The sequence below is a fragment of the Kaistia soli DSM 19436 genome, assembly GCF_900129325.1.
GTDB lineage: Bacteria > Pseudomonadota > Alphaproteobacteria > Rhizobiales > Kaistiaceae > Kaistia > Kaistia soli.
In genome coordinates, this window is record NZ_FQUP01000006.1 from 135,288 (window position 1) to 150,504 (window position 15,217).

Below are 15,217 nucleotides of genomic sequence, written 5' to 3' on the forward strand. Positions count from 1 at the left end.
GGACACCGCCCGCGTTGTCAACGAAGTGGGCAGCGTTTTCAGACGCCGGAGGGCTGGAGAAGCCGCGCGCGCGGCCGCTCGAATGTCTTCACGCCGCGCTTGAATCCCATCAGGACCGGGGCAATCCGCGCAACGGCCTCCGCCTCGCCCTTAGCGTCGACCACGACCATGTCGGCTGGGTTGCCGACCGCGATTCCATAGCCCTCGCAGCGCATCAGCCGCGCCGGCTGGTGGGTCACCATATCGAGACAAAGCGCCATGTCGGCCTTCCGACTGAGCTGGGCGATATTGGCGTAGAGATTGGCCATACGGTTCAGCGAGCAATCGCCGAAAGGCGTGAACGGGTTCATGACATTGTTGGTGGCGATCGAGCAGGTGACGCCCGCCTCAGCGAGCAGATGAGCCGGCGCGACACCGCGCGGCACGCTGTGATCGCGACCGCGGCCCATCAGAAACAGATCGGTAGCCGGCAGCACAGTCACCGCGACGCCGACGCGCGCGAGCCGAGCGGCATAGGCCGCAACCTGCTCACGCGGCATGGCCGAGAGCTTTGTGACATGGCCGACCGCGACGCGGCCCTGCCATCCATTCAGCTCTGTCGCCGCCATGACGACATCGAGATGGCTCCAGGAAGGATCGAGGTCGAAATCGAGATGAAAGTCGACATCGAGATCGAAGCGGCGGGCAATCGCGAAGATGCGCGCGATCTGTTCCTCGGGATCGGTGTCGGTATAGGGGCAGCCGCCGACGAGATCGGCGCCTTCTTCGCATGCCTTGACCAGAAGAGCTTCGGCGCCCGGATCATTGGTCAACCCCTCCTGCGGGAAGACGCAGATTTCCAGATCGACGGCGAAGGCATAATCGCGCTTCAGTCGCTGCAGCGCGTGAAAGCCGCGCAGCCCGATGCGCGTATCGATCTCGGCATGGGTTCGTATCCGCGTCGTGCCCTGCAGGATCGCCATCCTGAGCGTCGCCTCGGCGCGGGCATGGATATCGGACTCGCTGAAATCGGCCTTGAGGCGCGCCACTTCGCCGATCGCCTCGGCGAGCGAACCTTCCGCGCGGCAACGGTCGAGGATGCAGGCCTTGTCGAGATGGATATGGCTATCAACGAAGCCGGGCAAGACCAGACTGAAACCGGCATCCTCGCGCATGCGCGCCGGCCCGACATCGATGCCGATCGCCGCGATCAGACCGTCCTGAACCGCGATCGAGACGGGCTTTTCGGACAGAGTCGGTACAAGGGCGTGGTCGAGGACGAGATCGAAGGACATCGGAGCTCCGGCAGCTATTCGCCGGCAGACTAGCCGATTTCGCGCCGTCCTCCCTTGCCGCAAAAAAACGCGTCCTGCTCGAAAATCACGCGGCCAAGGCTGCTTTGATCGCACTTGGCGTTCGCCAGCTCGCTTATCTTCACTCAGATCAGTGCCGGCTCCCGCGCCAGCGCAATGACGAAATGGACGGGCGGCGCGCTTCATGCTCTCCTCGCCGCCCGACACAAGGAGACAACCATGACAGACAAGAGCGAGATCGCGGCGCTTGAACAGCAGATCGCGGATGTCCGCGCCAATCTCATCGAGCTGACGGAGCAGGCGGCGGCCTTTTCCGGCGCCGGCGACGAAGACCTGGGCGCCAAGCGGATCGCGCAACAGCAGGCCGAACTCGACCGGCTGACGGCCAAGCGGGACGCCCTTCAGAAGGGCTGATCAATAGGCGGCGGCGCGCTCGATCTCCATAGATGATCGGGCGGTTCCATTACGCTATTTTTGCTCGACACGCTCAGTCCCGGGCTCTGTGGAGCAATAACATGCGCGCGCTTGAACTATCCGATCGCGATTTGTCGGACCTTGCCTCGGAGGCGGCAAGGATCGCCGCTGATTATTGGGCCTCTCTTCCATCGCGGCCGGCCTATCCATCGACGAGCGGAACGGAAACCTCGCGCCTCTTCGATCGGCCTTGGGCGAATGAAGGACGCGGCCGCGCTGTACTCGACGATTTCTCGGCCATAGCCCAGCATGTCCGACCTTGCACAGGCCGTTTCTTCGGCTATGTCGCCGGTTCAGGCGAACCGGTCGGGGCGATCGGGGATTTCCTTGCTTCGGTCCTCAACCAGAACTGCACATCCTGGCGCTCTGCCCCTGCTGCGGTCTCTATCGAGCGCGTCGTCGTTGGCTGGCTGGCGGAGGCGGTCGGATGCGCCGGCTTTGCTGGAAGTCTGTGCGGGGGCGGCTCTACGGCCAATCTGATGGGCCTGGCGATGGCCCGCGAAAGCCTGCTGCCAGCCAATGACGACGGCGCTCGCCCCGGCGTCGTCTATGCGTCCGAACAGGCGCATATGTCGATCGCCAAGGCCGTCTCGCTGTTGGGCCTTGGTCGAAACAACCTTCGCCTGCTTCCTGTCGATGCGAGTCTTCGATTGCGCGCGGACGCTGTGCGGGACGCCATCGCTCAAGACCGCCGCGCGGGGAAGACGCCCCTGGCGATCGTGGCCAGTGTCGGGACGGTTGCCACCGGCGCGATCGATCCGCTGCATGACCTGGCCCAGATCGCCGAGACGGAAGGGCTCTGGCTGCATGTCGACGGCGCGTTCGGCGTGATGGCTGCGCTTGCCGTGCCGGAGAAGTTCGACGGCCTGTCCCTGGCCGATTCGATCTCGCTCGATGCCCACAAGTGGCTCTATCAGCCGATCGATTGCAGCTGCCTGCTCTACCGAAATCGCGATGCGCCGCGCCGCGCCTTTTCGTACAGCGGAGACTATGTCAGGATCTTCAACCAGGATCCGGAAGAAACCTTCGCGTTCTTCGACGAATCAATCGAGCTCACGCGACGTTTTCGTGCGCTGAAGCTCTGGATGTCGTTGCAGTATCATGGACGGGACGCCTATCGCGAGGCCATCGGCAGGGACCTTCGACACGCAGAGTTGCTTGCCGAGTCCGTCCAATCACATCCGCAACTGGAATTGCTTGCGCCGGTGCCGCTGAGCGCCGTGTGCTTCCGCCATCGCACGAAGAATAACGAGGCAATCCTGAGGCGCGTGATCGCTCGCGGGCGGGTCTATCTTTCCAATGCAATGATCAACGGCCACTTCGCGTTGCGCGCCTGCTTCGTCAATCACCGGACGACGCCACAGGACGTCGACGAGATCATTCGCGAGGTGATCGCCGCTGCCGACGAACTGAACGACTGACGGTCGGGGCAGGAGTGCGCTGGCGACGTCAGTTCAGAGGGAACTATGGCCTGACGAGCCCGGCATGGCGACCGACCGGATTGTTGCGCGGACTCAATAGGCGGCGGCGCGCTCGATCATCGGAACCAGTTCGAGATCATAGAACTGGCGATCGGCATCGGAGAGCGCTGCCGCGCCGTCATTGATCACAGCGCGCAGGATCGCATGAGCACGCGAGGGGCGATGGATGCGCCCCTGCGCCATGAGCTGTTCGAGCGCCGAGGTCAAATAGATCTTCCTGAGCATCTGCCGCTCCCGATCGGAGGCATTTCCTCTGCCAGCTTGCCCAAGGGATGGTTAGCAGCGCGTTAACGAAACGGTCCGCTAACCATGTCCTGCGCTAGACGAGGCGGACGATGGCCTCCTGGATCGGGGTCGTGACGGTCGGCCCCGCCTCCGGATCGAGGAAGACGTTGATCTCGAGGCGAACGCCGAATTCGGGCAGGTAGATCGCCGGCTCGATCGAGAAGCCGGTGCGCGGCAGGATCGCGCGCGTGTCATGCGTCTCGAGATTGTCGAGATTGACGCCAAGCGCGTGCAGCCGCTTGCCCGGCCCCATGCTGTGGCCGGTGCGATGATGGAAATTGTCGCGGAAGCCGGCGGAGGCAATGATGCCGCGCGCGACGTCGTCTACTTGCCAACCCTGCAGCGTTCGGCCCTCGCGCCAGGCCGTCTCGATCGCTTCGAGAGCGCCGTCGCGGGCGCGGCGGACGATGTCGAACACATGCTGGATCTTTGGGGGGATCTCGATGCCGGCGAAGGCGCCCCAGGCAATGTCGGAATAGACATTGCGCTCGCCGGGAGTGCGCGCCCAGAAGTCGATCAGCAGCCAGTCGCCCGCTCCAATCGGTGCGGATCCTTCCGGTTTCGGCTCATAACTTACGATGCCCGAATGACCGTTGGCCTGCACGACAGGCTGGCCCTCGGTTTCAAGCCCGAGCCGCTCGAACTCCGAGACGATGAACTGCTGCAGCTCGTATTCCGTGACGCTGCGACCGGCGCGGATCGCCGTCCGCACGCGATCGAAGGCGGCATCCTTGATGCCGGCGACGACGACGCAGGCACGCTTGTGGCTCAGAATCGCGAAGTCATCCCAGGCAGCAGCGGAGACCTGGAAGAGATCGGCCGAAGAGACGATCTCGAACCCCCAGTCGCGTAGGAGCTCCACCGTGCCGGCATCGACGAAGGAGACCGTCGGTACGCTGCCCTCATGCGAATATTCGATCGCGAGCCGCCGCGCATCCGAAAGACGTTCGCGGAGGATCGCATGCATCTCCTCCCAACCGCGATAGATGCGCTTCGGCAGGTCGATATCGTGGAAGAAGAACTGGTCGACGGTGTGAATCAGGAGCGTCGGCGGTCCCTCGCGCGGCACGATCAGCATCGCCCGCCGGGTCGGTGCCCGCTGCACGCCAAGTACCTGCCAGAAGAGCAAGTTGGAGCCGCGATAGTCATGCAGCAGCCAGGCATCGATGCCGTCGACCGCCATGAAGGCCTGCGCGTCGGGGAGAGAGAACATGTCGCCTAACCTCGTCCGTAACGCTTGCCGGGGTGATCGTCGCGCAGCCGCTTCTGTCCGGCGCCATAGAGATTTTCGCGCAAGGTGGTGCCGTCATAGGCGGCGCGCATCAGGCCGCGGCGGCGCAGTTCCGGCACGACATGGCGCACGATGTCAGCGAAGGTGCCGGGACGGATGGCGTAAGTGAGGTTGAAGCCGTCGAGATCGGCAACATCGATCCAGCGCTGCATCTCATCGGCAACGGTCGCGCCCGAGCCGACAAAGACCGGCCCCATGCCGCCGACGCCCATATATTCAGCGATGTCGCGCAGCGTCCAGACGCGGTCCGGATCGGCATCCGCGAAGAGCTGGCGCGTGAAATGCGCGGCGTTCCGGTTGATGTCGGTCAGCGGCTGGTCGGGATCGAACTTCGAGACGTCGAGGCCGAGCGGGCCGGCGAACTGCACCATGGCTCCCTCGTAATCGGCATAGGCGAGGAGATCGCGATGCTTCGCCTCGGCCTCGGCATCGGTCGCTCCGGTGACGATCGTGGCGACCGCGAAGGCCTTGATGCTGCGGGGATCACGACCGAGCGCCGCGGCGCTGGCCCTGACGCCGGCCACGATGGGCGCCAGGATTTCAGGCCGTGTTGCATGCACGAACACGCCCTCGGCATGGGTAGCGGCAAAGGTCTGGCCGCGCTTCGATGAGCCCGCCTGGAACAGGACCGGCGTTCGCTGGACGGACGGCTCCGCGATGAAGGCGTCCGGCACCTGGAAATAACGGCCATGATGGCCGATCGCATGGACTTTGGCCGGATCGACATAGACGCCGCGCGCCTTGTCGATCACGACTGCGCCGTCCTCCCACGAGCCTTCCCAGAGCTTGTAGGCGACCTCCATGAACTCGTCGCCGCGATCATAGCGCTCGTCATGCGAGAGCTGCTCGCCGCGGCCGAGATTGCGGGCGGCGCTGTCGAGATAGGAGGTGACGATGTTCCAGCCGACGCGCCCATCGCTGGCATGATCGAGGCTGGTCATGGTGCGCGCGAAGGCATAGGGCTGCTCATAGGTCAGCGATACCGTGACGGCGAAACCAATGTGCTGCGTGGCCGCCGCCATGGCGGACACGAGCGTCACCGGATCGTTGATCGGCACCTGCGTCGCGGTTCTGAGCGCGGCATCCGGCCGGCCCTGATAGACGTCCAGCATGCCGAGCACATCGGCCATGAAGATCGAATCGAAGCCGCCGGCCTCCAGCATCTGCGCCAGTTCTGTCCAGTAGCGGATATCCTTATAGCGATGCGACTGGTCGTCCGGGTGGCGCCAGAGCCCGGAGGAAATGTTGACCGGCGAGGCGTTCTCGAACGCGTTCAGATGGATGAGGCGTTCAGCCATGCGGCTCACGCCTCGCCATAGACGGCGGTGACCGCGGCGGCGCCGGCGCCGATGTCGACCACCTGCCCGAGCGCCGCCAGCGCCGCGCCATAGGCGGTGACATTGGCCAATACCGGGCCGAAGGCGGCACGGCCGCCCGTATGATCGAGACGGACGAGGCGATGTTCGATGTCGCCGAAGCCGCGGCCGAGCGCGACGCCGAAAGCGGCGGCGGCGTCGATCAGCGCAGAGGCGTCGACGCCATCCGGCACGGGCGCGGCGGTCACCAGCGCGGAGGCCCGGTCGTCATCGGCGACCCACGGCTCGACGCCGAGGGCGCGAAGGCCGGCGCGGCTCGCCTTGGCCGCGCGCTGATGGCGGGTGATGCGGGCGGCGAGCCCCTCAGCCTCCAGTCGATCGACGGCAGCGGCGAGCGCGTGAAATTCGAGCGGCGGCGGCGTTCCCGGCAGCGCGCCACGGCCACGGTCGAGCCAGGCTTCCTTAATGTCGAGCAGGGAGAGCAGCGAGGGCGAGAAACGCGGTACGGACTGCATCGCAGCCCAGGCGCGGTCGCTGACCGTCACGAGCGACAGTCCGACGGGGCCGCCAAGCGCCTTCTGCGGGCCTAGCACGGCGATATCGATGCCGAGCCCTTCGATATCGACCGCGTGGCCGCCCGCCGAGGCGACGGCATCGACGACGAGCAGCGCGCCCGCCGCCCGGGCCAATGCGGCCACCTCTTCCAGCGGATTGAGAGCGCCGTTCGCGGCCTCGGCATGCACAATGGCGACGAGATCGACATGGCCGAGCATTTCGATCGCCTGCGCGACAGCCTCAGTGGCTACAGGCTGGCCGGATGGCGCGACGACATCGACGACGTCAGCGCCGGCCCGGCGCAGCCAGGCGCCGAAATAGGTGCCATAGGGGCTGGTCACCACATTGACCGCGACAAGACCGGGCCGGCCGAGGCTGCTCGCGGCAGCTTCGAGCGCCAGCAGCGCCTCGGCCTGGATGAAGAGGAGATCGTTTCCGGTGGCGAAGATCCGCTTCAGTCGGTCCGCCAACGGCGCGAAACCGGACGCGGGAAAGACGGGTATGTCGAGCAGCGGATTGAAATCATGGGCGGACAAGGGATCGATCCTCAGGCATCGGCGGCGGCGGGGGGACGCCGGCTGGAACGGTAGATGAGCCCGGCAATGCCGAGCATGACGAGGGTGAAGACGAACACGGCCGAAGCCGCGGCATAGACCGCCGGCGAGGGACCATATTGCAGGCTGCCATAGAGATAGACCGGCAGCGTGTTGACCTGCGGCGTGGTCAGGAAGGCCGAGACGACGAGGTTGTCGAAGGCGAAGGTATAGGCCATCACGGCGCCGGCGAGCAGCGCGGGCGCCACCTGGGGCAGGATGATCAGCCGGATCGTCGTCAGCCGCGATGATCCGAGATCGGCGGCGGCTTCCTCGATGCGCCGGTCGAGCGTCAGCACGCGGGCCCGCATGATGAGGGCCACCACGGCGATGGTGAGCGGCGTGATGCCGGCAACCAAAGTCGCGGTCGAGAGCGGGATTCGCGTCACCGCATAGAACAGCAGCAGCGACACGCCGATGACCGATTCCGGCACGATGAGCAGCACATAAGTGAGCCCGGCCAGCAGGCGGCGGACGGCGGCGGCGGGATGGCGGACCATGGCATAGCCGAGCGCCGCGCCGACGCCGACCGAGACCAGCGCGGTCCAGAACGCGACGACGAAGCTCTGCTCGACCGAACGGCGCAGCGAGAGATCGTACCAGGCTGCCGGATACCAATGCAGCGTCCAGCCGGTCCAGGTGGCGGTCTGCTTGTTCACGACGCCCATGTTGAACGAATAGATGATCGCCGCCACGATCGGCGCGAACAGGAAGAAGACGGCGACGGCGTACCAGACGAACAGCGCCGCATCGGGAATGCGGCTGCGCCAATCGCCGATCCTGGCCCCCTCCGTGCTCACGCCGTGACCTCGTCGAAGCCCTTGGTGAGGCGGGCGAGCGCCAGCACGATGACGGCGACCGCGATGAGGACCAGCACCGCCATGGCCGAGCCGAGCGGATAGTTCTGCGACTGCAGATATTGCGAGGCGATCGCCTGGCCCATCAGCACGCCGCGGCTGCCGCCGAGCAGTTTCGGGATCACCATCTCGCCCAGCATCGGCACGGCGGTGAGCAGCACGGCCGTCGCGATGCCCGGACGCGACAGCGGCAGCGTCACGAACAGGAAGGTCTTGAACGGCGAGGCCCCGAGATCGCGGCTGGCCTCGATCAACGGGCGCGGAATGCGGTCGAGCACCACGAAGAGAGGCACGATGGCGATCGGCAGATAGGCATAGACCATGCCGATGAAGACCGCGGTCTGCGTATCGAGAATGTCGAGCGGTCCCGCGTGAAGATGCAGCGCGTTGAGCACGATCTCGCTGGCGCCGCCGCGCGACATCAGCATGTGCAGCGCCATCACGCGGATCAGGAAACTCGAGAAATAGGGAATGAGGATCAGGAGGATCGCCAGCGTGCGGCGACGCGTCGTGTGGCGGGCGATGAAATAGGCCACCGGATAGGCGGCGGCGAGGCAAAGCGCCGAGGCGGAGGCGGCGAAGATCACGGTCCGAACGAATGTCGCGCCATAGAAGCCCGAGAGCGCCGTGGCGTAGTTGTCGAGCGTGAAGCCAAGCTCGACGCCGCCAAAGGTCGAGCGGCCAAACGAGAAGATCACCGTGAAAGCGAGCGGCGTCAGGAAGAAGATCGCGAGCCACAGCGTTGGGATGGACGCGATGAGATGATCCGCAGTGCGCGGAGCGACAGCCCCGGCGGACGCGCCGCCGGAGCTTCTCGAACCGACGATGGTTTCGACAGCGACCACGCTCAGCCGCCGGCCGCAGCCTGGATTTCAGCCTGGACCTGCAGATAGGTGCCGATCGTTTCCGGATTGACGACGAAGGAGGTCAGCTTCTTGAAGTCGAGATCCTTGCCACCGAAGATGATGTCGACATTCTTGGTGTCGGCCGGCAGCTTCTCCTTCAGTCCGGCGAGCGCGGCCGGGAAGCCGATATACTGCGTCTCCTCGAGCTGCACCTCCGGCTGGAGCTGATAGGCCAGGAAGTCATAGGCCTGGTCGACATTCGGCGCGTTCTTGACGATCGCGTAATTGTCGACCCAAAGCTCGCTGAAGGGTCCCGGCACGACCCATTTGAGCTTGGGATTGAGGCCGATGGCGGCGCGCGCGGTACCGTTATTGGTCTGGGCCAGCACGATCGAGCCATTGGCGACCTGGTTGGGATCGAGACCCGAGAAGGACTTCACATGCTTGGCGAAGGCCTTCAGCCGCTCGCCGGCCGCCTTGATCTCGTCCGGCGTCGCGGTGTTCCAATCCTTGCCCTGCAGCCACAGCTCCGGCCCGATCGTCTCCCAGCCGGAATCGGACAGCCGCACCTTGCCGGAAACGCCGGGCTTCTCACCCGCCTTGAAGAAATCTTCCCAGGTCTCGATCTCGCCGCCGACGGCCTCGGGATCGTAGACGACGCCAAGCAGGCCCCAGTCCTTCGGGATCGAATATTTGTTGCCGGGATCGTAGTCGCGGTTGAGCAAGTCCTGGTCGAGCGAGGCGAGGTTCAGCTTGCTGTGGTCGATTTCCTGCAGCAGGCCCTTGTCGGCAAGCTGCTTGATCCAGCTCGACGATGGAATGACGATGTCGAAGCCGGCGCCGGCCGGACTGTTCAGCTTGGCGAACAGCGTCTCGTTGGAATCATAGGTCGTAATGTTGGGCGTGACGCCGGACTTCTTGGCATAGGCTTCGAGATTGCCGGTCGAGAAGTAATCCGGCCACGAATAGACATTGAGCTGACCCGAACCTGCCGCCTCGGCTCGGAAGGAGCCTGGGAAGGCCGCGGATAGGGCTGCTGTCGCCGGAGCGGCGCCGAGCAGGCCGAGAATGGAGCGGCGGCTCAGGAGGCCGCTGCGGCGAAAGTCCACTGTCATTGCTTGGTTCCTTTCGAGGTGAGTTCAGGCAGTCATCTCGTCGCGATAGGCGCGGGCGGCATCAGCGTCGAACGTGACGAGAACGGGATCGCCCGGCGCCAGGGCCGCGCCATGGGCGTGTCCAAGCGGCCGGGCCTCAATCGACTCGAAGGCCAGGCCACCGTCCGTTACGGCGCGCAGGCGCAGCGCGGGGCCGATGGCGACGCTGTCGACGAGACGCGCGGCAATGCGGTTGGCGCCGGGGGGCCCGCCGGTCGGAACGAAGCGCGTCGCCTCGGGTCGGACCAGCACCAGCGCGGCATCGCCGGGCACAAGACCCTCGGCGAGAAACCCGGTTTCGAGCGGCCCAAGATCCGAGCGCAGCGCCGGCCGCGCGCCCGGCGTCTCGACCCGCGCCGGCAACGCATTGGCGCTGCCAACAAAGCGCGAGACCCAGGCATTCGCGGGACGGTCATAGACCTCGGCCGGTGGACCGATCTGTACGAAACGGCCCTCGCGCATGACGGCGAGCCGATCGGCCATGCCAAAGGCCTCGTCCTGATCATGCGTCACATAGATGAAGGTGGCGCCGAGCTCGGCCTGGACGCGGCGCAACTCGCGCTGCATCTCGTCGCGCAACTTGCGGTCGAGTGCACCGAGCGGCTCGTCGAGCAGCAGCACGGCCGGATCATTGGCGAGCGCGCGAGCGAGAGCGACGCGCTGCTGCATGCCGCCCGAAAGCTGGTGCGGCCTGCGGCCGGCCGCTTCATCAAGGCGGACCAGCGCCAGCATCTCCATCGCCTTGTCGCGCCGCGCCGCACGGCCGAGCCCCTGCATGCGCGGGCCATAGGCGACATTGTCGAGGACGGAGAGGTGAGGGAAAAGCGCATAGCTCTGGAAGACGGTGTTGACGCGGCGTCGCTCCGCCGGCACCGCCGTCACATCCTCGCCCGCAATGAAGATGCGGCCACGATCCGGCGCCTCAAAGCCGCCGATCAGCCGCATGATGGTCGTCTTGCCACTGCCGGACGGGCCGAGAATGGCGAGAAACTCACCCTTCCTGACCTCGAGCGTCACGTCGTTCACCACGCTGCGCCCACCATAGCTCTTGCTCACATCGGCAAGCGCGACGGCGGGGGGAGCGGAATTGGCGAGCATCGCGATCTTCTCGTACACGTGACGTCGGGTCTGGGATCCAGATCGTGTCATTCTGAATATGCCACTCAGACGGCGACCGCGAGACTGATTATTCCGCATCTGCGAGCGTCGTGAGCATTGAATTTCGAGGGCTCGTCGAAACGGCCGCCGCGTGAAAGACTGCGGCCCGAAAACGAACACCGATTGCACAGCAGGAGAGCGCCATGAGCATGGTCCAGTCCCCACGAACCCGCGTCGTGGTGATTGGAGCCGGATTCGGCGGGATCGAAGCGGTTCGCGGCCTCGCGGGCGCTGCGGTCGACATCACGATCATCGACAGCCGCAACCACCACCTTTTCCAGCCGCTGCTTTACCAGGTCGCGACCGCCTCGCTGACACCCTCCGACATCGCCTGGCCGATCCGCTTCCTGTTTCGCGGGCGGCCCGAGGTTTCCGTGCTGATGGCGACGGCGACGGGGATCGACACGGCGCGCCGCCTGGTGATGCTGAAGGGTCTCGATCCCGTCGCCTATGACATGCTGATCATCGCTACCGGGGCGCGCCATTCCTATTTCGGCCATGACGACTGGGAGCAATTCGCGCCAGCGCTGAAGACGCTGGAGGATGCGACGACGATCCGGCGCCGCGTCCTGACGGCGTTCGAGCAGGCCGAAGCCGAGCATGATCCGGCGCGGCAGGAGATGCTGCTGACCTTCGCGATCGTCGGCGGCGGGCCGACCGGCGTCGAACTTGCCGGCGCGATCGCCGAACTGGCGCGCGACACGCTGAAGCGCGATTTCCGCCACATCGACACGCGCGAAACCCGCATCGTCCTGGTCGAGGCAGGGCCGCGCCTGCTGCCGGCCTTCGTGCCGGAGCAATCCGCCTTCGCCAAGGCGGCGCTTGAGCGGCTCGGCGTCGAGGTGGCGCTTGGCGAGGCCGTGACCCTTTGCGATGCCAACGGCATCGTCAGGGGCGATGAGCGTATCGCGGCCGCGACGGTGATCTGGGCGGCCGGCGTGCAGGCTTCACCGGCCGCCGAATGGCTCGGCGTTCCGGCCGACCGTGCCGGGCGCATCACCGTCGAGCCCGATCTCTCCGTGCCTGGCCATCCGGAGATCTTCGCCATCGGCGACACCGTCTCGATCGCAGCTCCGGGCGGCAAGCCTGTCCCCGGCATCGCGCCGGCCGCCAAGCAGGCCGGGCGGCATGCAGCGAAGGCCGTTCGTGCCCGGCTGGCGGGCGAAACCCCGGCGCCCTTCCGCTATCATCACGATGGCAGCCTCGCGACGATCGGCAAACGCCGCGCCGTGATCGACTTCGGCTGGATCCGCCTCTCCGGCGCGCTTGCCTGGTGGATCTGGGGCATCGCGCATGTCTTCTTCCTGATCGGCGTCCGCCACCGGCTTGCCGTCGCGATGAGCTGGCTGTGGATCTATCTCCGCAACCAGCGCGCCTCACGGCTGATCACGCAGACGGAGCCGGGAGAGGCTGGAGAACCGCCGCCGGGTTGAGCAGGGCGATGCCGGCTGCCAGCGCCGCTACTGACCCGGCAGCGGCAGCTTTGCCCATTCGAGCGCCTCGGCGCCACGGACGAGGCCGCCGTCAACGTCGAGCATGACCACCAAGCGTAGCCCGTCGGTGACATAGGGATCGCCGGTGAGGTTCACATGCGGATCGGGGAGGCGCGAAACGCCGACGCCGGCCGCATAGCCGAAATGGGCGATCGCGCCGCTTTTCAGCATGTCCTGCAGCAGGTAGTCGCGGTCGAAATCGACTTCCGGGCCGATCTTGTGCGTCGTCAGATACCAGGACTTGTCGGTGAGCTCGACGCCGATATCGCGGCTGATCTGGCCGATCCAGACATTCTGCCCCTCATAGCGCAGCGGCGTCAGCCAGAAGCGCATATGGTTGCGCTCGTTGATGGAGCCCCGTGCCTTTTCCAGCGCGATGTCCTGGTGGCGGCCGAAGGCGTAGAGCGGGCTGACCGGCGACGTCGCATATTCCGTCCCGATCACGAAGGATTTCGCCGTGTCGATCGCGCTATGCAGGTCGAGCGGCTCGGTCAGGTGCCAGCCACGCCCGACAAAGGGAAACAGCGTGTCGATGCCATTGCCGATGACGACGAGGTTGAGCGGATCGCCGTTGCGGTCGCCGGCGGCGTTGGTTGTGCAGCAGGGCATCGCCTCGATGCGCGCCTTCAGCGTCGGCAGATCGACATCCTCGACGGTGGATGTCACCGGCATATGGTTCGGCCCGAGCTGCGGCGTGGCATAGGCCGGGCCGGCGACGGGAATGATGAAGCGGACGTCGATCTCGTTGCCGTCCTTCAGCATGCCGACCGTGACGAATTTCAGACCGGTTTCGAGATGCGTGTAGACGAAGCCGGATGCCGTCGCGCCGGCTGCGATCGCCATCGGCATGGACAGCCGCTCGGCGCGCTTCGCATTGTCGATGCTGCGCTCGGGATGCAGGGAATCGTGGAACCGATAGGCAAGCTCGGCCGGCGAGAAATAGGTCTCGTCCATGGTGATCGGCATATACCAGAGCGGCGCGCCGCTGCCGTTCTCGATCTCGACATAGACGGGCTGGATGCCCTTCTCGATCGCCGGCATGCCAAGGATCGTATCAACCGCCTTGGCGCCGGGCACCGCAACGCGCACGGTGATCCCGTCGCGGGTATCGCTCGAAAGCGCGCCCAGAAGCGCGTGATCGAAATCGGGCGGTGCGGCACGCGCAACACCAAGAGGCGTCAGCAGCAGCGACGCCAAGATCCATCCGCCCAGTCGTCCGATGCACGTCATCTCTGATGCTCCCCCGCTCGGATCATCTGAACCGGCGAAGGCACTCCACGTCAATTCCTCGGAAGGCGGACGGGAACGGCGCCGGCACAGCGCGCGTTGACCGGGTCTAGAGCGAGGAGGACATGATGAGCGAACCTAAGGATCCGACCAAGCCGCGTTATCCGACCGTGCCGCCGATCGACGAGCGGGCCAACGAGGCCTTTCTCGATACGATCTTCGACACCGACGGGCGCCCCAACTCGGAGGCTGAGGCTGTCGTCGAGACGGAAGGGCTCGATGAGGACGAAGACGAGATCGACCGCTAGGTCCGGCTTCGCTGGCGCCGCCGCCGGGCGCGGCGGCGATGGCGCAGGATTTCGCCAAGCGAGGGCGCGACGAGGGCGGCGAGCACCAGCGCGAGCAAAGTCGCGAAAGCCGGCCCGATGCGACTGAAGCCGAGCGCCCCGATGATGCCGCCGCAAACAAACGCGGCGAGCAGCGAGGACAGAAGAACGAATTTTGGTCGATCGGCAGTGACCGGCGCACGGGCGTCGGTCGGACGGAAACGGCCGACCATTTCGTAGCCAAACTTGCCGATCTCGATGCCGAGATCGGTCACCATGCCCGTGATATGAGTGGTGCGAATGCGCGCGCTCGAGATCTTGGTCACCGTAGCGTTCTGTAGCCCCATGATGAAACAGAGCAGCGGAATACCGAGCGGCTGCACCAGCGAGGCCGGCAAAGTAGGCCCGACCAAGGCGCCAAAGACCAGCAGCAGCACGCATTCGAGCGAGATCGGCAGCACATATTGCGTGCTGACATAATGGCGCCGGCCCCAATTGATCAGGATGGCGGACGTTGCGGCACCGAGCATGAAGGCGCCGAAGGCGATCAGGCCGGCGACAACGAGATCCCCGAGCCCGAGCACGACATGATCGGCAATCGCCGCCACGATGCCCGACATATGCGAGGTGTACTGGCCGACATAAAAGAAGCCACCGGCATTGACGGCGCCGGCAACGAAGGTCAGCACCAAGCCGAGCTGGTTGTCAGCCATGCCGTCGCGGCGCGAGGCCACGATGCGGCGCGCGACATGCTTGTAGCTGCGACCAAAGCCGCTCGGTTGGGTCACCTGATCCGTCATCATCCCGCGTTCCGGCGCGATCCGAGTCTCTTACGACCCGCCGCCCTCGCCGCCAAGGGCAGGCAGCGCG

15 protein-coding genes are annotated in these 15,217 nt (G+C 65.6%); 4 read left to right on the forward strand and 11 right to left on the reverse strand.

Features of this window, described 5'->3' with window-relative positions; genetic code table 11:
* Positions 1-38 precede the first annotated feature (38 nt).
* Complete coding sequence (locus BUB39_RS21215) at positions 39-1,274, reverse strand: amidohydrolase family protein (RefSeq protein WP_073057800.1); 1,236 nt, start codon at positions 1,272-1,274, stop codon at positions 39-41.
* Between the two features lie 237 nt (positions 1,275-1,511).
* Between BUB39_RS21215 and BUB39_RS21220 the strand changes: the two genes are divergently transcribed.
* Positions 1,512-1,706: a hypothetical protein gene (locus tag BUB39_RS21220; RefSeq protein WP_073057926.1), complete on the forward strand. Its 195-nt coding sequence runs from the start codon at positions 1,512-1,514 to the stop codon at positions 1,704-1,706.
* 101 nt (positions 1,707-1,807) lie between these two features.
* Positions 1,808-3,187, forward strand: a complete 1,380-nt coding sequence (locus tag BUB39_RS21225) for a pyridoxal phosphate-dependent decarboxylase family protein (RefSeq protein ID WP_073057802.1) — start codon at positions 1,808-1,810, stop codon at positions 3,185-3,187.
* 93 nt (positions 3,188-3,280) lie between these two features.
* On the opposite strand, the gene BUB39_RS21230 is transcribed toward BUB39_RS21225, so the two are convergent.
* From BUB39_RS21230 to BUB39_RS21265, 8 genes are all read right to left on the reverse strand, one after another.
* Positions 3,281-3,472 (reverse strand): hypothetical protein, encoded by a 192-nt coding sequence (locus BUB39_RS21230; RefSeq protein ID WP_073057804.1) that lies wholly within the window; start codon positions 3,470-3,472, stop codon positions 3,281-3,283.
* A gap of 94 nt (positions 3,473-3,566) precedes the next feature.
* Entirely contained in the window at positions 3,567-4,745 is a 1,179-nt protein-coding gene (locus BUB39_RS21235; RefSeq protein WP_073057806.1) for a M24 family metallopeptidase, read from the reverse strand.
* Between the two features lie 5 nt (positions 4,746-4,750).
* Positions 4,751-6,121: an LLM class flavin-dependent oxidoreductase gene (locus tag BUB39_RS21240; protein ID WP_073057808.1), complete on the reverse strand. Its 1,371-nt coding sequence runs from the start codon at positions 6,119-6,121 to the stop codon at positions 4,751-4,753.
* A 5-nt stretch (positions 6,122-6,126) separates the two neighbouring features.
* Positions 6,127-7,230: an aminotransferase class V-fold PLP-dependent enzyme gene (locus tag BUB39_RS21245; RefSeq protein WP_073057809.1), complete on the reverse strand. Its 1,104-nt coding sequence runs from the start codon at positions 7,228-7,230 to the stop codon at positions 6,127-6,129.
* Between the two features lie 11 nt (positions 7,231-7,241).
* Positions 7,242-8,087 (reverse strand): ABC transporter permease, encoded by an 846-nt coding sequence (locus tag BUB39_RS21250; RefSeq protein WP_073057811.1) that lies wholly within the window; start codon positions 8,085-8,087, stop codon positions 7,242-7,244.
* Positions 8,084-8,989 (reverse strand): ABC transporter permease, encoded by a 906-nt coding sequence (locus BUB39_RS21255; protein ID WP_175561921.1) that lies wholly within the window; start codon positions 8,987-8,989, stop codon positions 8,084-8,086. Before BUB39_RS21255 ends, BUB39_RS21250 begins: the two co-directional genes overlap by 4 nt.
* Positions 8,990-8,991: 2 nt before the next feature.
* Positions 8,992-10,104: an ABC transporter substrate-binding protein gene (locus BUB39_RS21260; RefSeq protein WP_073057812.1), complete on the reverse strand. Its 1,113-nt coding sequence runs from the start codon at positions 10,102-10,104 to the stop codon at positions 8,992-8,994.
* Positions 10,105-10,128: 24 nt separating this feature from the next.
* On the reverse strand, positions 10,129-11,241 hold the full coding sequence (locus BUB39_RS21265) for an ABC transporter ATP-binding protein (protein ID WP_073057928.1): 1,113 nt from the start codon (positions 11,239-11,241) through the stop codon (positions 10,129-10,131).
* Positions 11,242-11,450: 209 nt separating this feature from the next.
* Between BUB39_RS21265 and BUB39_RS21270 the strand changes: the two genes are divergently transcribed.
* The gene (locus BUB39_RS21270) at positions 11,451-12,734 is read left to right on the forward strand and encodes an NAD(P)/FAD-dependent oxidoreductase (RefSeq protein ID WP_073057929.1); all 1,284 of its coding nucleotides are present in this window, start codon (positions 11,451-11,453) and stop codon (positions 12,732-12,734) included.
* 27 nt (positions 12,735-12,761) lie between these two features.
* Here BUB39_RS21270 and BUB39_RS21275 read toward each other — a convergent pair whose 3' ends face one another.
* Complete coding sequence (locus tag BUB39_RS21275; protein ID WP_175561922.1) at positions 12,762-13,991, reverse strand: LssY C-terminal domain-containing protein; 1,230 nt, start codon at positions 13,989-13,991, stop codon at positions 12,762-12,764.
* A 155-nt stretch (positions 13,992-14,146) separates the two neighbouring features.
* Between BUB39_RS21275 and BUB39_RS21280 the strand changes: the two genes are divergently transcribed.
* On the forward strand, positions 14,147-14,329 hold the full coding sequence (locus BUB39_RS21280) for a hypothetical protein (protein WP_073057816.1): 183 nt from the start codon (positions 14,147-14,149) through the stop codon (positions 14,327-14,329).
* Here BUB39_RS21280 and BUB39_RS21285 read toward each other — a convergent pair.
* Complete coding sequence (locus tag BUB39_RS21285; protein WP_139251573.1) at positions 14,326-15,150, reverse strand: YoaK family protein; 825 nt, start codon at positions 15,148-15,150, stop codon at positions 14,326-14,328. The genes BUB39_RS21280 and BUB39_RS21285 overlap by 4 nt on opposite strands.
* Positions 15,151-15,217: the final 67 nt, after the last annotated feature.